Below are 21,725 nucleotides of genomic sequence, written 5' to 3' on the forward strand. Positions count from 1 at the left end.
CCCAACGTTTCCAGGAGGGATGGCCATGGGGTCTTCGACCTGGATGGGCTTCTCAAGGCCGGACAAGTCCCGGCCCGACGCCGGGCTGTGTCTCAGGAGGACGCTAATGGAGATGGGTCTGGTCCTGGCAGCCGGCATTCTGTTTGGTTGTCTGGCCAACGCAATCTCGCCCCTGGGGCTTCAGTGGACGCGCAATTATTTCCCCCTGCCGGCTGTGAGGGATTCGCCTTCCCCTGCCGCAGCTGCTTCATCGGAGAGCCCGGCTGTGTCCGAGGAAGCTGAAGCCATTGCGAGGATCACCGCCCGCGGGTACACGGCCTGGACATTCGACAGGGCTGCGGAGGCGTTTGCCGACCCGGGCCGGCTGACCGGCCGCGTGGTATGGGTGGACGCCCGGGCCGAAATCCCCTATCGGCGCGGGCACATCCCCGGCGCGCGCCAGCTGGACCCGTACCGTCCGGAGCAAAACCTTTTGGAAGTGCTGGCTGCCTGTCTGCAAGCCGACCGCGTCATCGTGTACTGCAGCGGCGGGCGCTGCGAAGACGCCGAGCTGGCAGCGTCGCTGCTCGAACAGGCCGGTGTGCCGCGCGAACGTCTGGTGATTTACGTCGGTGGTTTCAACGAGTGGCTGGCGCGGGGACAACCGGTCGAACCCCCGCAGGCCGGCGGGTCAGGCGGGAAGGAATCGGGTTCGTGATCGGTTCGAAAAGCATGGCAATCTGGTTGGGTACACTGTTCCGGGTGGCGCTGGGTCTGTGGTTGGGTGGCCTCGGTCTGGTCAAGGCGCTTGATCCGGTCACTTTCCTGAAGGCCGTGCGGCAATATGGCCTGTTGGAGACGCCCTGGCTGCTGAACGCGGTTGCGATCCTGCTGCCCTGGTTGGAGGTGTTCTGCGGTTTGCTGCTGGTGGCCGGTGTGGCGGTGCGGGGAACGTCCTGGTTGCTGGCGTTGCTCCTGGCAGGTTTCACCGCCCTTGTTGCCGTTCACGGATGGCAACTGGCGCAGATGCGTCAGACGGCCTTGTGTGCGGTGAGGTTCGACTGTGGTTGCGGCACGGGCGAGGTGCGGCTTTGTCACAAGTTGGCGGAGAATCTTTTGTTGCTGGCCGGGTGCATCTGGCTCGGAACGGGCCGCGTGGGGCGCGGCGGCGCGCTGCGTTATGAACTGATCGCGCGCGGGACCGACCCGGCCTGAGCTCGCCCTGCGGGGTTCGATGGGCCGGCGGGATCGGCTCCCGCGCATCGTCCGGCCTGACGTCCCGTTGGGCGGGCGACAATGACAAGGCATGCTGTTCTGTCCGGCTTGCAAAGGGCACCTGCTGACGGTCCGGCACCGGGGCGGGCTTTACTACGCCTGCGACCGGTGCGGGGGCCGCGCCGCCACGGTTCCGCAGATCCGGCGGATGGCCGGGGACGATTGCGCCAAGCAGGTCCTGCGGCTGCTGCTCCGCCAGTCGGATGCTGACGGGCCGCCCTGCCCGTTCTGCAACCGGCCCATGCGCCGGTTTCATGTGCCCGATCCACCATTGGAGCTGGATGGTTGCCGCCCCTGCGGCGTGGTTTGGTTCGATGCCCTCGAGATGGAGGCCCTGCCCGAGGCCCCGCTTTTGAACGAGCACGCACAGGAGTTGATGCTGCGCGAACGGATCGCCCGGATGCGTCTGGAGGAATTGGCCAGCAAAAGCGAGGCCGAAGCCCGGCCGGAGGGTTGGCAATGGTTGCCGATGGTGTTGGGAATGCCGGTGGAGGTGACGGAAAACTCCCTTGCCCGATTCCCTTGGGCGACCGTGTGCGTCGGTCTGCTGATGGTGGCCGTCTCCGTCCTGGCTTGGTGGTCGGGTGACGCCGAAGCAGTGATGGACCGTTGGGGGTTGATTCCCGATGAATGGGCGCGCATGGGCGGGCTGACCTTCCTGACGAGTTTCTTTCTTCACGCCGACGCCCTGCACCTGTTTGGCAACTTCTATTTCCTCCTGTTTTTTGGAGACAACGTGGAGGACTACCTTGGCCGGAAACGGTGGTTGCTCCTGCTGTTTGGTTCCGCCATGGCCGGGGACGTCCTGCACGTGCTCTTTGACCCGCGCGGTGATCTACCCTGCGCGGGGGCCAGTGGCGGAATCTCGGGCCTGATCACGTTCTACGCCCTGCAGTTTCCGAACATCCGTCTCGGCATGCTCATTTATTGGCGGGTGCTCACGCTGACGGCGGGCACGGCCTGGTTCCTGTGGATGGCTTTTCAAGCGATTCAGGCAATCCTGCAGGCCGGTGGGTACGGGCACGTGTCCGCACTGGCTCACCTGGGCGGAGCCGTGACCGGTCTGGTTGCCTGGTGGTTCCACAGGCGCCGGCTGGGCGCGGCGGGACAGGCCGGTCTGTAGCCACTTCATGCCACATGACGCGGGAGCCGGGATCCCGCAATCTCGACGGCGCGTTGAAGGCGCGCCCTGTACACGCGGAGAACGGGCGCCGGCGAATTCCGTTGCCCGTGCGGAGTCGAGGAGGCATGCTGTCGGGCCAGGAACCGGGTCCGAACCAGGGACAATCCCGTGCCTGCCGCGACCGTCACAGACTGACAAGCACCGTTATGACAAGAAAGCACCCAGTCTGGTTCGCTCTGGCGCTTGGTCTGGGCCTGGTCTCGAGGCCGGTCATGGGGGATGAGGCGCCGACGGTGGTGGAGCGCCCACCCGTGGCGGGGCCGAACCGGTTCTATGGCGGTCACCGGCCGCCGCTGGAGCCCGCGGCGTTTGTTCGCCTGCCCATCGGCAGCATCGTCCCGCAGGGTTGGCTGCGTCATCAACTGGAACTGGCGCGCGACGGGATGGTAGGGCGGTTGGCCGAGGTGTCGCCCTGGTTGGACTTCGAACGGAGTGCGTGGGCCAGTCCGGAGGGCAGGGGCGAGCGCGGCTGGGAAGAAATGCCCTACTGGCTCAAGGGATTCGGCGATCTGGGCTACGTGTTGAACGATCCGCGCCTGATCGCCGAGGCACGACGCTGGATCGAGGCCGCCATGGCTTCCCAGCGGCAGGACGGGTGGTTTGGCCCGCGGGATCTTTTGACCGGTCTGGACGGGAAGCCCGACCTCTGGCCGCACATGGTGATGCTGAATGTGTTCCAGAGTTATCACGAATTCACCGGAGACCCCCGCGTGCTGGAGGTCATGCGGCGTTACTTCGAATGGCAACACCGGTTGCCGGGCCGGGCGTTCAGCGTCGGTTACTGGCCACCTTTGCGTGCGGGGGACAACATCGAGAGTGTCCTGTGGCTTTACAATCGCACCGGAGAATCCTGGCTGCTCGATCTGGCGCGGAAGATCCACGAGAACATGCCCGCCTGGCACCGGGATGTGGTGAACTGGCACAATGTCAACATTGCCCAGGGTTTCCGCGCGGGCACCATTGCCTGGCTTTTCACCCACGACCCGGCCCACCGCGACTCGGCCGAACGGAACTGGCAGAAGGTCATGCAGACGTACGGACAGTTCCCCGGCGGCGGTTTCGTGGGCGACGAGAATGTCCGGCCCGGCTTTGTGGACCCGCGCGGCGGTATCGAGACCTGCGGGATCGTGGAGTTCATGCACAGCTACGAGATGCTGGTGCGGCTGACCGGCGACCCGGTGTGGGCCGATCGCTGCGAGGAGATCGCTTTCAACTCTTTTCCGGCGGCGCTGACGCCTGATGCGCGTGCCCTGCACTACATCACCTGCGCCAACCAGGTGCAGTTGGACCGTCACAACAAGGCGCCCGGCATTCAGAACTCCGGCACGATGTTCTCCTACAGCCCCTACGAGGTGTACCGGTGTTGCCAGCACAACGTGTCACACGGTTGGCCCTACTACGCCGAGGAACTCTGGCTGGCCACACCGGATGATGGATTGGCGGCGTCGCTGTACGCACCGTGCGAGGTGCGCGCCCGTGTGGGGTCCGGGACCACGGTTCACCTGCAGGTGCGCACCGGCTACCCGTTCGAGGAAAGCGTCCGCATCCGGCTGATCACACCGAAGCCGGTCCGTTTTCCGCTGTACCTCCGCGTGCCGGGTTGGTGCAAAGAACCCCGCCTGTCCCTGAACGGGCGCCGCGTGCCGTTGACGGGTGTTCGGCCGCGTGCGTACGTGCGCTGGGAACGGACCTGGCGGGATGGCGACCGCATCGAGTGGCAGCTCCCCATGGAGCTGTCGGTGCGGACCTGGCCCACCAATCATCACGCGGTCTCGGTGCACTACGGTCCGCTGGCCTTTTCCCTGGCGATCGAGGAACGTTGGGAAAAGTACGGCGAACGCGTGCCGGGCTGGCCCGAATGGGAGGTGTTCCCGGCCTCCCCGTGGAACTACGGGCTGGAACTGGACCCTGCGCGACCCGCCGCCGGCCTGCGGCTCGACCGACGCCCGGGCCGGATCCCCGAACAACCGTTCACACCCGAGGCGACGCCCCTGCGGGTCCGCGCCCGGGCACGTCGGATCCCGGAATGGCAGTTGGACCGCCTGAACATGGTCGCGCCCTTGCAGCCTTCTCCGGCCTACACGACGGAACCGGTGGAAGAGGTGACGCTCATCCCCATGGGAGCCGCGCGGTTGCGGATTGCCGCGTTTCCCACCGTTCGTACCGATTCGTCCGCCCATCGCTGGACTCCGCCCGCGCGGCCGCGCAAACCGGACTGGCGCCCCTCGGCCTCGCATTGTTATGAGCATGACACGGTGGAGGCCCTGGGGGACGGGCTGGAACCGACGCACTCGAACGACCACAGCATTCCGCGTTTCACGTGGTGGCCGCATCGCGGCACCCGTGAGTGGGTCCGGGCCGATTTCGAACGTCCGCGAAAAATCAAGGGCGTGGCGGTTTACTGGTTCGATGACACCGGGGTTGGCGAATGTCGCGTGCCGGCCTCCTGGACCGTGGAGTATCGCGAGGGCGATCAATGGCGGCCGGTTCGCACCCGGACCGAGCCGGGCGTGGCCCGGGACCGGTGGAACGTGGTGCAATTCGATCCGGTGGAGACCACCGCCCTTCGATTGGTCGTTCAATTGCAATCCAACGTTTCCGCAGGCATCCTCGAATGGAAGATTCTCGAAGAATGAAAGCGCACGTAACCGTTCTCACGGCCGCCCTTGCCCTGGGCTCGTTGATCCTCCCTGCTTCAGGCGCCCCTGCCGGCAGGAATCGCACCGGCTCGGACTGGCAGCCGGCACGCGGTCCTTTGATGACCCGGTGGGCCTCGGAGGTTTCGCCCGACAACGTCCATCCCGAGTATCCCCGGCCGCAGTTGGTCCGAAAGGAGTGGCTGAATTTGAACGGGCTGTGGGATTATGCCATCACGCTGCGCGAGGATCCCCAGCCTGCCGGGTGGGAAGGGCGGATTCTGGTCCCCTTCCCCGTGGAGTCGGCGCTTTCAGGCGTGATGCGCCGCGTTTACGAGACGAACCGGCTCTGGTACCGGCGCACGTTCACCCTTCCGCGTTCCTGGTCGGGTCAGCGGGTCCTGCTTCATTTCGGCGCGGTGGACTGGGAGGCCGTGGTCTGGGTCAACGGCCGCGAGGTGGGCCGGCATCAGGGCGGCTACGACGCATTCTCGTTCGACATCACCGAGGCTCTGAAAGGTGAAGGCGAGCAGGAGGTGGTCGTGGCGGTCTGGGATCCCACGGACGCCGGGACCCAACCCCGCGGCAAACAGGTTCGCAACCCGCACGCCATCTGGTACACGCCGTCGAGCGGCATCTGGCAGACGGTTTGGCTCGAGCCGGTGCCTGAAACGCACATCCGCCGCATCCGGCTCACACCCGACTTAGACAAGGAAACGCTCCGACTGGAGGCCTTTTGTGAAGGCCCGGGCGACGGATGGGAACTGGAGGCCGAGGTCCGCGAGCGGGGCCGCGCGGTGGGTCGAGTCTCGGCTCCCCTCCAGCCCGACGGCCAGGCCGCCCGCGCCACGATGGAGATCCCCATTCCCCGGCCCCGCCCGTGGTCACCGGACGATCCCTTCCTGTACGACCTGGAACTCAGGTTGCGCCGCGAAAACCGGGTGGCGGACCGTGTGACCTCCTATTTCGGGATGCGCAAGATCGCCGTGCAACGCGATGGCCTGGGCATCCCCCGGCTGTTCCTGAACAACAAGCCGCTCTTTCAATTCGGGCCGCTGGACCAGGGTTTCTGGCCGGACGGACTTTACACCGCCCCGACTGACGAGGCCCTGCGGTTCGACATCGAGATGACCAAAAAGCTCGGGTTCAACATGGCGCGCAAGCATGTGAAGATCGAGCCCGCACGGTGGTATTACTGGTGCGATCGCCTGGGTCTGTTGGTCTGGCAGGACATGCCCAGCGGCGACCGATACATCGGGCCGAACGACCCGGACATCCGCCGTTCCGCCGAATCGGCCGCACAGTTCGAGCGTGAGCTAAAGGCCATGGTGGAAGGCCTCTACAACCACCCCTGTATCGTGATGTGGGTCCCCTTCAACGAAGGTTGGGGCCAGTACGACACCTGCCGGATCGTGGACCTGATCAAGCAATGGGATCCCACGCGCCTGGTCAACAACGCCAGCGGCTGGGCCGACCGCGGCTGCGGTGACGTGCGGGATGTGCACATTTATCCCGGACCGGGAACCGCCCCGGTGGAAAAGCAACGCGCGGTGGTGCTGGGTGAATTCGGCGGTTTGGGGCTGCCGTTGCGCGGTCACACCTGGCAGGACGAACGCAACTGGGGTTACCGCAGCTACAACACCCGCGAGGAGCTCACCGAGGCCTACCTCGAACTGCTGCGCCGGTTGCACCCCCTGACCGGCGACCAGGGGCTGGCGGCGGCCGTGTACACGCAGACCACGGACGTGGAAATCGAGGTCAACGGACTCATGACCTACGACCGGGCGGTTGTGAAGATGGATCCGGAACTCATCGCCGCCGCCGCGCGAAAGTTGTACACGCCACCGCCCAAACGGCTCAGTCGTCCCACCGAACTCATCCCGCCGGCCACGCCACTCGTGGCGCACGACCCGTACTTCAGCATCTGGTCCCCGGCCGATCAGTTGACCGAGGCCGACACGGTCCACTGGACGGGACGTCCTCACCGGTTGACCGGCCTGATCCGGATTGACGACCGCGTGTGGCGCTTCCTGGGCGCCAGTCCGGCCCGGGTTCCTGCGCTGCGCCAGACGGGGCTGGAGGTCCTGCCCACCCGGACCATCTACACGTTCGAGGGCGGCGGGGTCCGGCTGCGCCTCACCTTCCTCACACCTGCGCTGCCCATGGACGTCGACATCCTCTCCCGTCCGGTGACCTACGTGACCTTCGAGCTGGTCTCCACAGACGGGCGGTCCCACACAACGGCCATTTACCTCGACGCCTCGGGTGAACTGGCGGTGAACGAACCTGAGCAAACCGTCACATGGAAACGCGAAAGTTGGGACGGTGTCCGGGCCGTGCGTGTGGGATCGGTGGAACAACCGATCCTGGAAAAACGCGGAGATGATCTTCGGATTGACTGGGGGTACTTTTACCTCGCGGGTGCCGCAGACACACCGGGTGCTCCCGCGGCCGGACCGCGGCACGAGATACAGGAGCTTTTCCTGCAGGGCGGTCGGTGGCCGACGGAAGTGCCCGGCAGCGACGAACCCGTCCGGGCCGATCGCCTGGTGCTGGCCTGGAACCTGCCTCTCGGCAATGTAGGTTCCCAGCCGGTTCGTTCCTGGCTGATGGTCGCCTACGACGATCTGTGGTCCGTCCAGTACATGCGGCACAACCTGCGCCCCTACTGGCGCCGCAACGGTTGGGAGGCCGGCGATCTTCTCCGGGCGGCGGCCGCCCAATACGAGGGTCTGCGGCAGCGGTGCGAGGAGTTCGACCGCGAATTGATGCACGATCTGGAGCGGGTGGGCGGAACCGCTTACGCGCGCATGGCGGCACTGGCCTACCGGCAGTGTTTCGCCGCAGGCAAGTTCGTGGCGGACGCCAACGGACAGCCGCTCCAATTCTGCAAGGAAAACCATTCCAACGGATGCATCGGCACGGCCGATGTCTTCTACCCCATGTCGCCCCAGTTCCTGCTGTTCGGTTCGACGCTGGCCAAGTCGTTTCTCGTGCCGTACCTGAACTACGCAGCGAGCGACCGATGGAGGTTCCCCTTCGCGCCCCATGATCTGGGGACTTATCCGCACGCCAACGGCCAGGTGTACGGCGGAGGCGAACATTCCGAGGAAAACCAGATGCCGGTCGAGGAGTGCGGAAATGCTTTGATTCTGGTTGCTGCGGTGGCCCTGATGGATCGGGACGCCCGCTTCGCCGCGCCCTACTGGGCCAGGCTGGAGCAATGGGCGCAGTATCTGCGGGACAAGGGATACGACCCCGAAAACCAGCTTTGCACCGACGATTTCGCCGGGCACATGGCCCACAACGTCAACCTCAGCGCCAAGGCCATCGTGGCGCTGGGCGCCTTCGGCAAGCTGTGCGCCCTGCGCGGGGACGCTGCCAAGGCCGAGGAGTATCTCAACCTGGCCCGGAGCTTCGCCCGCCGCTGGGTGGAGGAGGCCGACGACGGTGACCACTACCGGCTGGCGTTTGACCGGCCGGGTACGTGGAGCCAGAAATACAATCTGATCTGGGACCGAATCCTCGGACTGAACCTCTTCCCCGAGGAGGTCTTCGAGAAGGAAGTGGCGTTCTACCGCAAGGTGCAGAACCGTTACGGCCTGCCCCTCGACAGCCGCCGCGATTACACCAAGCTGGACTGGATCTTCTGGTCCGCCACCCTCAGCCGCAAGCAGTCCGACTTCATTGCGCTGACCGCCCCCGTGTGGGATTTCCTCAACGAGACGCCGGACCGCGTGCCGATGACCGACTGGTACGACACCCGGACCGCCCGCCGCGTGGGCTTCACAGCGCGGCCGGTGGTGGGTGCGCTCTTTGCCGCGATGCTGTATGATCCGGCCCTCTGGGAGAAATGGGCCGGCCGCGATCAAACCCGCGCCACCAACTGGGCCCCCATGCCTGTGCCGCCCAGGATCGTGCCGGTTGTCCCGGCCGCCGACACCCAGCCGGCCATCTGGCGTTACACCACCAGCCGGCCCGGGCCGGACTGGTTCCGGCCCGATTTCGACGACTCCCGGTGGAAGCAGGGTCGCAGCGGCTTCGGCACACCCGGCACGCCCGGCGCACACATCGGCACCCAATGGAACACGCCACACATCTGGTTGCGGCGTGAAATCGAGTTGCCTGCCGAGGGTCTGGACAATCTGCAACTGTGGATCCACCACGACGAGGACGCCGAGGTCTATCTCAACGGCGAGCTCATCGGGCGGTTCCGCGGCTATGTCACCAGTTACTTCAACCGCCCGCTCAACGAGCGGGCCCGCGCCGCGCTCCGGCCGGGGAAGAATCTGCTGGCCATCAGTTGCCGCCAGACCGGCGGCGGTCAGTACATTGATGCAGGTTTCGTCCGGCTCGAACCGGGCGAACCGACTGCACGCTGAGCCCTGCCCCGGCGCGCATTGCCGCAGCTGACCTGGGCCGGGTTCCGAGTGCCGGGCGTGCGAATGGGATGTGCGGGTCGCCAGGCTGGGAGCTGACGGCCCCTGCAGTCCGCCACCTTCCTGTGGCTCGGGCAAAGGTTAAAACTCGGCGTGGCCGGGCGTGCGGGGGAACGGGATGACGTCACGAATGTTCCCCATCCCGGTCAGAAACATGAGCAACCGCTCGAAACCGACGCCGAACCCCGCGTGCGGGACGGTGCCGTACCGGCGCAGGTCCAGGTACCACTGGTAGTCTTCTTCCTTCAATCCGTGGAAGCGGAGGTTTTCGCGCAAGACCTCCAGCCGTTCCTCGCGTTGCGCACCGCCGATCACCTCTCCCACCCCGGGCACCAGCACGTCCATGGCGCGCACCGTGACGCCGTCGTCGTTGAGGCGCATGTAGAAGGGTTTGATGGCGCGGGGATAATCGTAAACGATCACCGGCGCCCGGAAATGTTCCTCGGTCAGGAAGCGTTCGTGTTCGGACTGCAGGTTCTGCCCGGGTTCGGGCCGGAACTCAAAGGAGCGGCCCGACTTCTGCAGAATTTCCATCGCCTCGGCATACGGGATGCGTACGAACGGCCGCTCGGCGACGAACCGGAGTCGGGGCCGAACCTCCCTGTCCACGAAGCGCTCGAAGAGATCCAGGTCGTCTCCGCCCTCCTCGAGCATGTGACGGGCCATGGCCTTGAGGAAATCCTCGGCCAGGTCCATGTCCGCGGTGAGATCGAAAAATGCGGCCTCGGGTTCGATCATCCAGAACTCCGCCGCATGACGCGAGGTGTTGGAATTCTCCGCCCGGAAGGTGGGGCCGAACGTGTACACCCGGCCCAGTGCGCAGGCCAGCGCCTCGGCCTCCAGCTGCCCGCTCACCGTCAGGTAGGTCGGCCGACCGAAGAAATCGTCCTCGGGCCGTTCTCCGGGGCGCCCCTTGAGGGTCGTGACTCGGAAGAGTTCCCCTGCACCCTCGCAGTCGCTGGCGGTGATGATCGGGGTGTGCACCCAGAGAAAATCCCGTTGCTGAAAGAATTCATGAACGGCCCGGGCCAGCCGGCTTCGGGTCCGGAACACCGCGCCGAACAGGTTGGAACGCGCCCGCAGATGCGCAATGGTGCGCAGAAACTCCAGTGAGTGCCCCTTCTTCTGCAAAGGATAGCTGGGGTCTGCCGGCCCGATGAGTTCCAGCCGCGTGGCCCGCAGTTCCCACCGTTGACCCGGCGCGGGCGATTCCACCAGGTCCCCCCAGACCGAGACCGAGGCGCCGGTGGTGCAGCGCGGCAGGGCGTCGGCACCCGGGACCTGCGCGTCCACGACCACCTGCAGGTTTTTCAGGCACGAACCGTCGTTTACTTCGAGAAATGAAAAACCCTTGGCGTCCCGGCGCGTTCGGATCCAGCCCTGGACCCGCACGTCCGGGCACGGATGTTCCGATGCCAACAGTTCCCTTACCCGCTTTTGCATGGCTCAGTTCTCCGAAGGCCATAATGGCCGGGACCGGAGCCTGCCGCCGTGCCTGGCGCTCGGCAAGGGCAAAGCGGCCCCGGCCGGGTGCCTCCCGGGCTTTTGTCCGGCGACTGGCGAGGGATCGGGCGGCGTCGCCCCGCACGGCATCCGGCCGGCGCAGGCGCGGAGGGGCGAGGCATCCGCTCCCTGCCTCGCGCCGCCCGAACCGGATGACCAGAATCGAAAGCCGGGCTTGGACAAGCCCGTCCGCCTTTCTACCTTGGGGATTTGATGAGCCAACGACGGAAGCGCAAACCGGCATCCGGGGAACAGGCTGCCCTGCCGTTGCCCGACCAGGGCGGGGGCGCCGCCAAGCCCGCCGCCCGGGCACGCCCTGCGGCCACGCCCGGGGACGACGGCAACGGCGAATCTCATGTCCAGGCCGAGACGGTTGCCACCGTCTCCCGCCCGCCTTTTGACCCGCGCCGGCCTGTCACGCCGTTGCATCAGAGGGTGGACCGCAGCTTTCTGGAGTATGCCAGCTACGTGATCCGGGACCGTGCGCTGCCCAGCCTGGCCGACGGTCTCAAGCCGGTGCAGCGCCGCATCCTCTGGGCCATGCACCTCGGCGATGACGGCCGGTTTACCAAGGTCGCGAACGTCGTGGGGGACACCATGAAGTTCCACCCGCACGGCGACGCCTCCATTTACGAGGCTTTGGTGGTCCTGGCCAACAAGGGCTATCTGATCGAGGGCCAGGGCAACTTCGGCAACATCTTCACCGGCGACCCCCCGGCCGCGCCGCGCTACATCGAATGCCGTCTGACGGATCTGGCGCGGGAGGAACTGTTCAACGACGATCTCACCGAGCTGGTCCCGAGCTACGACGGCAGGAACCAGGAACCGGTGGCGCTGCCTTCCAAACTGCCGCTGTTGCTGATGCTGGGCACCGAGGGGATCGCGGTCGGACTCTCCGCCCGGGTCCTGCCGCACAATTTTCCCGAGCTGCTCCAGGCCCAGATCGCCATTCTGAAAGGCGAACCGTTCAAGGTGCTGCCGGATTTCCCCACGGGCGGTTTGATGGACGCGCGCGATTACCAGGACGGCCGTGGCAGCGTGAAGGTCCGGGCCCGGATCAAGATCAAGGACCCGCACACGGTGGTGATCACCGAGATCCCGCCCGGCACCACCACCGAGTCGATCCTCGCCTCCATCGAGGATGCCGTCCGCAAGGGGAAGTTGAAGGTTCGTTCCGTCCACGACTACACGTCCGAGTCGGTGGCCATCGAGATCAAGGTCCCGCCGGGGGTGGAGCCGGAACAGCTCGTGGACGCCCTGTACGCCTTCACCGATTGCGAGGTCACCCTCAACAGTCGGATTGTCGTCATCAAGGACCATCGGCCGGTGGAGATGACCGTCAGCGAGGTCCTGCGGGAGAACACCGCCCAGCTGGTGGATCTGCTGCGGCGCGAGCTCGAACTGCGCCAGCGCCGCCTGCAGGACGAACTGCACTTCCGTACGCTGGAACGGATCTTCATCGAGGAACGCATCTACAAACGCATCGAACAATGCCGCACGGCCGATGCGGTGCACCGCGCCGTCCGCGAGGGTTTCCAACCCTTCCACAAGGAACTGGCCCGGCCGCTCACCGACGAGGACATCGAAAAGCTCCTGCAGGTCCGCATCCGCCGCATCTCCCTGTTCGACATCGAACAGCACCGCCACGAGATGGAGAAACTGCAGGGTGAACTCAAGGAGGTGCAAAAGAACCTCAAGAACCTCACCGCCCATGCCATAGCCCACCTGGAACGCCTGTTGGAGCGATACGGACCCCGGTTCCCCCGCCGTACCACCAAGTCCGCCCGGCACGAGGAGGTGGACGCACGGGCTGTTGCCTTTCGGGCGTTCAAGGTCAGCTACGACCGGGGAAGCGGCTACGTGGGCTACAAGGTCTCCGGCGACGAGTTCAAGCTGGAATGCACACGCTACGACCGGCTCCTGCTGGTCTTCCGCGACGGCACCTACAAGATGATCGATCTGCCGGAGAAACTCTTCGTCGGGTCGGAACTGGTGTGGTGCGGGCTTCCGGATCGGGACCGCGTGTTCACGTGTGTGTATGCCGATCGGAAGGCCAACTATCTGAAGCGCTTTACCTTTGGCGGCATGATCCTGAACAAGCTGTACTCGCTGCTTCCGGACAAGGGGCGCATTCTGTTCTTCAGCCCGGACACGCCGGAGCGCCTCTACATCCGGTACAAGCCCGCCCCGCACCAGAAGATTCACCAACAAACGTGCGATCCCTCGAAGGTGGAGGTGAAGTCCGCACGGGTGCGCGGCCGGCAGCTCTCCATCAAGGACATCGCCGCCGTGGGCGAGAAGCCCCCGCGCGGCTGGGACCCGAAGGCGACCACCACCGAGGTGGTGTTTGCCTGAGGCTCCGGATCATTCCGGCGCCGGCAGGCTGCGAAAAGCGTCGAGCAGGGCGGTCACGGACTCTTCGGGCACGGGATCCGCGCTGCGGCGGAACAGCAACAGCACGGCACCGCTCTCGCGTCGTGCACAGTCCAGCGTCACCTGTTGGTACCGCCAGCGCAGTCGGAGTGGCCGCACCCGGTGGGCCTGCAACACCTCGTACGTGTCCAGCACGGTCCGGCCTGCATGGTCCAGCCAGGCGGCGGAAAAATCCCGTGCGTCCAGGTCGGAAACCACGCTGCGGTCGGCAAATCGGATGGCCCGCAGGACCACGCCCGGTTGCAGCGACTGGCGCCGCAGCCATTGTCCCCACGCGGCCGGGTTCTCACGCAGTCGGCCCGGAGCCGGCGTGCGCGCAGGGCGGGCCGGGAGTTCCTCGCCGAAGGCCAGCGCCACGGCGAATCCCGGACGCAGGACGATCAACCGCCGGCCCGACTCCTCGAAGACCTCCATGCGATCGAACTCGCCGAACTCGTCCGCCGGCGCCAAGCGCCGCGCCTTCTGCGTCACGAACTCCAGGATGTTGACCCATGCAGCCCGATCGGGGCAGTTCCATTCGTAAAGCAGCTCGCCGTGATCGTCGCAAATGACCAGGGCCGTCGCTTCCGGCAGCGTCGTCTCCGGAGGTGGGGCCTGGCCGGCCGGTGCCGCCGCGGATGCCCCGGAGGCGGCCGGTGCAGGCGGTGCTTCGATGGCCTGCGGGGACGGTTCCGGTTCGGGAAACGCTCCTGCGGGTGGCGCCGGAACCGCCAGGTCGGCCACCCGGTCCGGCCCGGTCGGTTCCTCCACCACGGCCGGTCCGGCCGCCTCCACGGGCGCACCCTCGCCTGCCGGGCTGGTTCCGGCCATCTCGGCCCGCAGCTCGTCCTGGACCCGGGCCGCTTCCATCAGCAGGAATTCCCAGGAGTTCTGAATCGTTCGCGCGGGCGGTTCCCGCAACGGATGGACGACGAATTGGCCGCCCGGCAACGCCAGAATGCGCTGGAACGCCGCTTCGCCGGTGTATTCACCCAACTCCGCGTGGACGATCTGGCCGTCCTCGACGAAGATGCGCCCGGTCAGGGAGCCGGCGGTGACTTCGAGCAACGAGGAACTGCGCCCCAGGCACTCCATCTGCAGGATCTCGGTCAATCCCACCCGGCGCAGCACACCACGGAAGCCCCGTTCGGGCGGGAATTCCATCAACTGGTGCAGCGCGGCGTGCACGCTGGCCCAACCGTCCGGAGTGGCCGGTTTTTCCAAAAAAAGTTCGGCTCCCTGGGCCAGGCAGGCGGCCCGGTAATTCTCCGTGGCGTAGCCGGTCAGCACGGCCTTCTGCAGGTGCGGATGGCTCCGGTTCAGCAAAGAGAGCACCTGCACGCCGTCAATGGCCTGCATCTCCACGTCCAGCACGACCAGATCCACCGGCCGTTGCTGAAGCATCTGAAACGCCTCACTGGCATTACGGGCGGTCAGGATCTCCCAGCTGCCCCGGCTCAGCTCGGTCATCAGCCCGGTCACGACCTCCAGGAACGCCGCGTCGTCGTCCACAAACAACACCCGTCGTCGGGCTGCACCAGGGGAACCTGTTGGGGGAGCGTCAGCCGGCATGGCAACGTTGGAGAGCTTCGTGTGCCCCGGCGGCCACGCTGGGGTGGGGATCGTTCAAACGGGCCTGCAGGGCCGGGATACTCCGGCGCAGCCCCAGTCGGCCCAGGGCACGTACCGCGGCCAGCCGCACCGCCGCGTCGAAATCCCCGGCCAACAGTTCCAGCGCCCGCGCAGCGGCCTCCCGCCGATGAACCGGCGACAGGGCCCCGCCCTGCCGCTCCAACTCGCCCGGGCTCAGACCGGTGATCTGGCGGATCAACCCAGCCGCAGCCAGCTGCACGCCCGGATCCCGGTGATGCAGCGCCGATTGAAGCGTGGGCAACAGGTTCTGTACCCGGGGAGAACGCTGCCAACCCGGGTCAATCCGGTGAAGCGCGCGTGCAGCCGCCTGTCGAACCCCGCTGTGTGGATCCATCAGGGTGAGGACCAGCTTCTCCACCACGCTTTCATCCCCCACGACGCCCAGGGTTTCGGCAGCCTGTTCCCGCACCTCCTGCTCGGAATCTTCCAAACGTGCCGCCACCGAGGGAAAGGCGCGGCGATCCCCCAGGCGCCCCAGCGCCTCCAGTGCCGCCGCCCGCACCTCCCACTGGGCATCTTCCAAGGCACGGATCAAGGGTTCCACCGCCGCGCCGTCGCGCAACTGTCCCAGCGCGGCCGCTGCCGCCGCGCGCACCTGTGGCATCGGGTCCTTCAACAGCCGGATCAGGGCCGGAACGGCCGGCGCATGCATGCGCAGACCCAACCCCTCCGCAGCCGCCGTGCGCACCGCCGCGTCGGGGTCCCGCAACGCCTCCATCAAAAGGGATCCCGCTCCCGCGTCTTCACACCGGATCAGTGAGCGAACCACCGACAGTCGCTCCGCGTACTCGCCTTCGCGGAGCCGGCGCGCCAACAGGGGCAGCGCCACCCCGCCCAGCTCCGCCGCACGCTCGTACTCGCCACGGGCCACCGACCAGGCCGCTTCTTCTTCCGGTCCTGCCGGGCGCCAACCGAGGGCTTCCAATGCCTGGGCCACGCGAAACTGCACGCGGCTGCTCCCCTGTCCCAGGGCCCGGGACAGTGCATGCACCGCGTTCGGCCCCCCCACCCGCCGCAGGGCCAGCACCGCCGTTTCCTGCACCTGCTCGTCCCCGTCGCGGAGCCCGGCCGCCAGCAACTGCACCGCTTCGTCCGAGCCTGCCTGTCCCAACGCGCTCATGGCGGCGCGGCGAACCGCGGCGTCCGGATCCTGGGCCGCCAGGCGCAACAGCCGCATCGCCGCCGGATCGGCACGCCCCGCCAGCCGCTCGACGGCCCGCTGGCGCGTCATGACCGAGCGCGAGCCCAGGCACCGTTCCAACCACCAGTCCTGCAACACAAGCTCATCCTGCGTCAGGAAGGCCGGCTTGTCCACCCGGAGAGCCTGTCCCACCCCGGGTCAGGCCCCGCGCTGAACCGGAGATCCCGCCACCATGCCGCTGCACGGTTGGACCTGCTCCGTCCGGCCCTTCCCCATGCGGATGGCGCATCGGGTCTTTTGCCTTGGCCCGGCGCACGGGGTCTCTCTTCAATGGGAGGGATGGCGCAAGAATACGTATTGCGACCGTTCGGTGCACCGGCGCAGTTGCGGATCGACTACCAGCGGGAGCTCAATCCGCAACAGCTCGAGGCGGTCACCTCTCCTCCCGGACCCGCCCTGGTGATCGCAGGGGCCGGCAGCGGCAAAACCCGGACGCTCACCTACCGGGTGGCCTTTCTCCTCGAACAGGGCGTGCCGCCCGACCGCATTCTTTTGCTCACCTTCACCAACAAGGCCGCCCGGGAAATGTTGCAGCGGGTGGAATCCCTGCTGGGCCGCCTGCCCGGCGCCCTCTGGGGCGGCACTTTCCACGCCATCGGACACCGCGTCCTGCGCCTGCATGCCGACAGACTCGGGTACGAGCCCAATTTCGGCATCCTCGACCGCGAAGATGCCCGCCATTTGCTCAACACCTGCATCCGCGACACCCTCTCCGAAGACGAGCGCAAGAAATTCCCGCGGGCCGAGGTGCTGGCCGAAATCTACTCCCTGGCCGCCAACCTGCGGCTGTCCATTCCGGACGTGCTCGACCGGTATTTCGACTATTTCCTCGGCCTGGCGGACCGGATCACGCAGATCCAGCGCCTCTACGAGGAACGGAAACGCGCCACCCGGGTGATGGATTTCGACGACCTGCTGGTGCGCTGGCTGGAGGTGCTCGAACAACAGGCCGACCTCCGCGACTATTGGCAGCGCAGGTTCCTGTTCATTCTGGTGGACGAGTACCAGGACACGAACGTCGTCCAGAGCGCCATCGTCGACCTGTTGGCCGCGCGGCATCGGAACCTGATGGTGGTGGGGGACGATGCCCAGAGCATTTACGGCTGGCGGGGCGCCGACGCGCGCAACATCCTCGAGTTTCCCAACCGCTACCCCGGCACCCGGGTGTTCAAGATCGAAACCAACTACCGCAGCACGCCCGAGATCCTCGAGGTGGCCAACGCGGTCATCCTCGGCAACCGCCATCAGTTCCACAAGGAACTCACCGCGGTCCGGCCCTCGGGCCCGCGCCCGGCCGTGGTGGCCTGCACGGACGCCTCGCAGCAGGCGGCCTTTGTCGCCCAGCGGGTGGCCGAGCTCCACGAAGCAGGCACCCCGCTGGATCGCATGGCCGTCCTTTACCGGGCTCACCATCATGCCCTGGAACTGCAGATGGAACTGACGCGGCGCGGCATTCCCTTCAGCATCACCAGCGGGGTACGGTTCCTGGAGCAGGCCCACATGAAAGACGTCAACGCACACCTGCGTCTGGTGGTGAATCCGCTGGACAGCGTCGCCTTCCAGCGGGTGGTGCAGATGCTGCCGGGGATTGGCGCCAAGGGGGCCGCCCGCTTGTGGGAGACCTTCCGATCCCACCTGCACGCGGCCTCGGCGCGGCTGGAGGCCGACGGGGCCGCGGCCGGGGAGGGCTCCATCTCCGCAGCCCTCGCAGCCTGCACGAGGGAAGTCGGCCGAAAAACCGTCCAGGCCTGGGACGACCTCGTGGCGTTGATGAGACAACTCGAGCGCCCCGAACTGCTGCGCAAACCGGCCGAAATGATCCGGACCGTGTTGAAGGCCGGTTACGAGGAGCATCTCAAGCTCAACTACTCCAATTACCGGTCCCGCCGGGAGGATCTCGAGCAACTGGCCCTCTACGCGGAGGGCTTTGATGACGTGCACGAGTTCCTCGCCCAAACGGCGCTTCTGACCAACGTGGAGGCCGAGGACGACCAGCCCGGCGGCATGGAACCGAACCGGCTGCGGCTTTCGACGGTTCATCAGGCCAAGGGACTCGAGTTCGACGTCGTCTTCGTCATCATGCTGTGCGAGGGGATGTTCCCCTCGGCACGATCCCTGGAAGACGAGGAGGGTGAGGAAGAGGAACGGCGTCTCTTTTACGTGGCCGTCACTCGCGCCCGCAACGAGTTGTACCTCACCTTTCCCCTGCTCCACCGGGCGCGCGGTTCCCAGACCGGCCCTCTGCAGGAACCGTCCCGGTTCCTGCGCGAAATCCCGCCGCAACTGGTGGAAACCTGGGAACTTCGCACGCCCCACTGGTGACATCGGGTGCAACCGGCCCGGTCGCCCGGGCACCCCCGGTTGCCCCACCCACCCGCGGCCTGCGCGTCAGGTGGCCGGGCGGAGCGCCGTCGCGGGCGCCGATTCCTTGCGCCGTTCCAGGCAGGCGTAAGCGTTGTGGTTGTGGATGCTTTCGTGGTTTTCGGCCTCCACGCGGTACCAGGTGATGTCCGGATGCGCGTTCAGCCGCAGGGCCACATTCCGCACCAGATCCTCCACGAACACCGGATTGTCATACGCCTTTTCGGTGACGTATTTCTCGTCCCGCCGCTTCAACAGGGCGTAGAGGTCCGAGCTGGCCGAACCTTCAATGATGGCGATCAGGTCCTCGATCCAGACCGGCCTGGTGAACCGCACCGCCACGGTCACCGTTCCCCGCTGATTGTGTGCCCCGCGGCTGCTGATCGCCTTCGAACACGGACACAACGTCGTGACATTGGCACGGACCGTCAGCACGAAATCAATCTCCGGCCCGCACGCCGCCGCGTCGAATCGCGCCGTGTAATCCATCAAACTCGGCAGTCGCGACACCGGCGCGTGCTTCGTCATGAAGTACGGAAACTCCATCTCGATGTGCGACGTGGCCGCGTGAAACTTCTTCTGCATCGCAAACAGAATCTCCGGGATGTTGTCCACGTGGACCACGTTGCCGTGGGCATTCAGCACCTCCAAAAACCGGCTCATGTGCGTGCCCTTGAACTCCTTGGGCAGGTCCACGAACATGCCGATCGTGGCCACGGTGTGCTGCCGCGCGTGCGCCTTGTCGCGCACCTCGATGGGAAAGCGCAGTCCGCGCACGCCGACCTTGTCGATCCGCAACTCGCGGTGATCCCGCTCGTTCTGCTTGTCGCACAACTCGCCCGGCTCCTCCCCGGCCGCCCGCCCGGGACAGCTCCGGAGGAGTTGGGGATCCCGGTGACCCTTGGTTTTGACCGACATGGCCCTAAAGTAGATCGGCCCGTGTCTCCTGCCAAATCCAGCGGTGCGGCCGGCCATTCGCCTGCCCGATCAAGGCTGCGAGCCAAAGAAGAATTGCCGGCGCCGGGCCGGGCCCGCTAGCATGGCCCCATGCTACGGGAAACGGGCAGCGCGAAGGACGCGCTGGCAGACACCTCGTTCCAGAACCTTTGCCGCCGGGCGTATCGGTTCATGCTGTTGGCCCGCGTGGCGGAAGACAAGCTGGCCAGCCTCTACCGCGCGGGAAAAATCCATGGAGGCGTCTTCCTCGGACGTGGCCAGGAGGCGCTCAGCGTCGCCGGGGCCCTCGCCCTCCGGGAGGGCGACGTCTACGCGCCCCTGATCCGTGACGCCGCCGGGCGACTGGCCTTCGGCGAACCGTTGGTGGACCTGTTCCGCACCTACCTCGGATCCCGCCTCGGCCCCATGCGCGGCCGTGACGGCAACGTGCACCGCGGCTACCCGCGCCAGGGTTACCTGGCCATGATCAGTCACCTGGGCGCCATGATCTCGGTCGTCAACGGCGCCCTGTTCGCCAAGCGCTACCGTGGCCGGACCGGCATGGTCGGCCTGGCCTGCCTGGGCGAGGGCGGCACATCCACGGGCGCGTTTCACGAGGCCGTCAACCAGGCGGCCGTCGAGCGCCTGCCCCTGGTCCTGGTCATCGCCAACAACCAGTACGCCTATTCCACACCCACCAGCCGCCAGTTCGCCTGCAAAGACCTCGCCGACCGGGCCATCGGCTACGGCATCGAGGCCCATCGGGTGGACGGCACCGACCTGATGGCGTGCCTCGAATGCCTGCAAGAGGCCGTCGGACGCGCACGCGCTGGCGGCGGCCCCCAGATGGTTGTGGCCCGGTTGCTCCGACTGGCCGGGCACGGCGAACACGACGACGCAACCTACATGGACCCGCGCCTGCGCGAGATGCCCTTCGGACGGGATTGCCTGCCCGTGGCGGAACAGCAACTCCTCGAGCGCGGCTATGCCACCCCGGAGGAACTGGCCCAATGGCGCAGGGAAGTCCAGGAAGAGGTGGATACCACCGTGGCCCGGGTCCAGCAGGAACCTGCACCGGATCCGCGCCTGGAAGACTGGCGCGCCCTGGCCACGGCGCACCTGGTGGAAGCCCCTCACGGTTGGGAATCCCTCCCCCTGCATCAGCGGGACGCGCTGCCGGCATGAGCATCACCTACCTCGAAGCCATCCGCGAGGCCCAGGCCAGGGCCCTGGCCGAGGACCCGCGGGTGTTCATCTACGGGCAGGACGTGGGCGCCTTCGGAGGGGCGTTCAAAGCCACCAAGGGCCTCGCACGCGAATTCCCCGGCCGGGTGATTGACGCACCCATCAGCGAGGATGCCATCGTCGGATTCGCCGTCGGCGCCGCCATCGAAGGATTGCGCCCCATCGTGGAGATGCAGTTTGCCGACTTCTCCAGCGTCGCCTTCAACCAGATCGTCAACCAGGCCGCCACCCTCTTCTGGCGCACCGGTGTCCCCTGCCCCATCGTCATCCGCCTGCCCAGCGGCGGCACCTCCGGCAGCGGGCCCTTTCACAGTCAGACCTTGGAAGCCGTCTACGCACACTTTCCCGGTCTGATCGTCGTCACACCCGCCACCGTGGAGGACGCCTACAGTCTCCTGCTCGAATCCGTGGCCGTGGACGACCCGGTCATCTTCTGCGAGCACAAGTTCCTTTACTACCATCTCAAGGCGGAACGGTTGCCCACCGAGGCATTGCCTCTCGGCAAGGCCCGCATTGCGCGCGAGGGACGCGACCTGACCGTCGTCGCCTACAGCGCCATGGTCCATGAAGCCCTGGCCGCCGCCGAGGAACTCCGCGAGGAAGGCTGGGAACTGGAGGTGGTGGACCTCCGCACCGTCAAACCGCTGGACACCGACACGGTCATGGCCTCGGTGGCCCGCACCGGCCGCCTCCTTTGCGTGGGCGAGGCCTGGCCCTGGGGCGGCGTGACGGCCGAGGTCATCGCCCGCGTGGCCAGTGAGGGACTTTCCCTCTTGGACGCCCCTCCCCAGAGGCTCAACGCCAAGGACACCCCGATTCCGTATCACCCGAACCTTTGGACCGCGCACCGACCCACCGCCCGTTCCATCGCCACCGCGGCACGTCAACTCCTGCAACTGTAG

The 21,725-nt window shown here is 66.5% G+C and carries 13 protein-coding genes; 9 read left to right on the forward strand and 4 right to left on the reverse strand.

The features are described from left to right. Nucleotides 1–106 precede the first annotated feature (106 nt). From ACPDIX_RS01110 to ACPDIX_RS01130, 5 genes are all read left to right on the forward strand, one after another. Complete coding sequence (locus ACPDIX_RS01110; RefSeq protein ID WP_423429924.1) at nt 107–697, forward strand: rhodanese-like domain-containing protein; 591 nt, start codon at nt 107–109, stop codon at nt 695–697. 14 nt (nt 698–711) lie between these two features. Then, entirely contained in the window at nt 712–1,194 is a 483-nt protein-coding gene (locus tag ACPDIX_RS01115) for a MauE/DoxX family redox-associated membrane protein (protein WP_423429925.1), read from the forward strand. Nucleotides 1,195–1,285: 91 nt separating this feature from the next. Further along, nucleotides 1,286–2,377 (forward strand): rhomboid family intramembrane serine protease, encoded by a 1,092-nt coding sequence (locus ACPDIX_RS01120; RefSeq protein ID WP_423429926.1) that lies wholly within the window; start codon nt 1,286–1,288, stop codon nt 2,375–2,377. 206 nt (nt 2,378–2,583) lie between these two features. After that, complete coding sequence (locus ACPDIX_RS01125) at nt 2,584–5,073, forward strand: beta-L-arabinofuranosidase domain-containing protein (protein ID WP_423429927.1); 2,490 nt, start codon at nt 2,584–2,586, stop codon at nt 5,071–5,073. Beyond that, on the forward strand, nt 5,070–9,455 hold the full coding sequence (locus tag ACPDIX_RS01130) for a glutaminase domain-containing protein (RefSeq protein ID WP_423429928.1): 4,386 nt from the start codon (nt 5,070–5,072) through the stop codon (nt 9,453–9,455). Before ACPDIX_RS01125 ends, ACPDIX_RS01130 begins: the two co-directional genes overlap by 4 nt. A 138-nt stretch (nt 9,456–9,593) precedes the next feature. Here the strand turns inward: ACPDIX_RS01130 and asnS are convergent, their stop codons facing one another. Continuing rightward, nucleotides 9,594–10,955, reverse strand: a complete 1,362-nt coding sequence (asnS, locus tag ACPDIX_RS01135; RefSeq protein ID WP_423429929.1) for an asparagine--tRNA ligase — start codon at nt 10,953–10,955, stop codon at nt 9,594–9,596. A gap of 273 nt (nt 10,956–11,228) precedes the next feature. Here asnS and ACPDIX_RS01140 point away from each other — a divergent pair, with 273 nt between their 5' ends. Continuing rightward, nucleotides 11,229–13,370 (forward strand): DNA topoisomerase IV subunit A, encoded by a 2,142-nt coding sequence (locus ACPDIX_RS01140; protein WP_423429930.1) that lies wholly within the window; start codon nt 11,229–11,231, stop codon nt 13,368–13,370. A gap of 9 nt (nt 13,371–13,379) precedes the next feature. Here ACPDIX_RS01140 and ACPDIX_RS01145 read toward each other — a convergent pair whose 3' ends face one another. After that, nucleotides 13,380–14,999 (reverse strand): response regulator, encoded by a 1,620-nt coding sequence (locus ACPDIX_RS01145; protein ID WP_423429931.1) that lies wholly within the window; start codon nt 14,997–14,999, stop codon nt 13,380–13,382. Beyond that, nucleotides 14,989–16,413: a HEAT repeat domain-containing protein gene (locus ACPDIX_RS01150; RefSeq protein WP_423429932.1), complete on the reverse strand. Its 1,425-nt coding sequence runs from the start codon at nt 16,411–16,413 to the stop codon at nt 14,989–14,991. The genes ACPDIX_RS01145 and ACPDIX_RS01150 overlap by 11 nt, the downstream gene beginning before the upstream one ends. Before the next feature lie 147 nt (nt 16,414–16,560). On the opposite strand from ACPDIX_RS01150, the gene ACPDIX_RS01155 reads away from it, so the two are divergent. Next, on the forward strand, nt 16,561–18,603 hold the full coding sequence (locus ACPDIX_RS01155; protein WP_423429933.1) for an ATP-dependent helicase: 2,043 nt from the start codon (nt 16,561–16,563) through the stop codon (nt 18,601–18,603). 66 nt (nt 18,604–18,669) lie between these two features. Here the strand turns inward: ACPDIX_RS01155 and folE2 are convergent, their stop codons facing one another. Continuing rightward, nucleotides 18,670–19,560, reverse strand: a complete 891-nt coding sequence (gene folE2, locus ACPDIX_RS01160; RefSeq protein WP_423429934.1) for a GTP cyclohydrolase FolE2 — start codon at nt 19,558–19,560, stop codon at nt 18,670–18,672. Nucleotides 19,561–19,689: 129 nt separating this feature from the next. Between folE2 and ACPDIX_RS01165 the strand changes: the two genes are divergently transcribed. Continuing rightward, a complete protein-coding gene (locus ACPDIX_RS01165; protein WP_423429935.1) occupies nt 19,690–20,763 on the forward strand; it encodes a thiamine pyrophosphate-dependent dehydrogenase E1 component subunit alpha in 1,074 nt (357 codons plus the stop codon). Then, nucleotides 20,760–21,725, forward strand: a complete 966-nt coding sequence (locus tag ACPDIX_RS01170; RefSeq protein WP_423429936.1) for an alpha-ketoacid dehydrogenase subunit beta — start codon at nt 20,760–20,762, stop codon at nt 21,723–21,725. The genes ACPDIX_RS01165 and ACPDIX_RS01170 overlap by 4 nt, the downstream gene beginning before the upstream one ends.

It is taken from the genome of Limisphaera sp. 4302-co, from assembly GCF_049537155.1.
Lineage (GTDB): Bacteria > Verrucomicrobiota > Verrucomicrobiia > Limisphaerales > Limisphaeraceae > Limisphaera.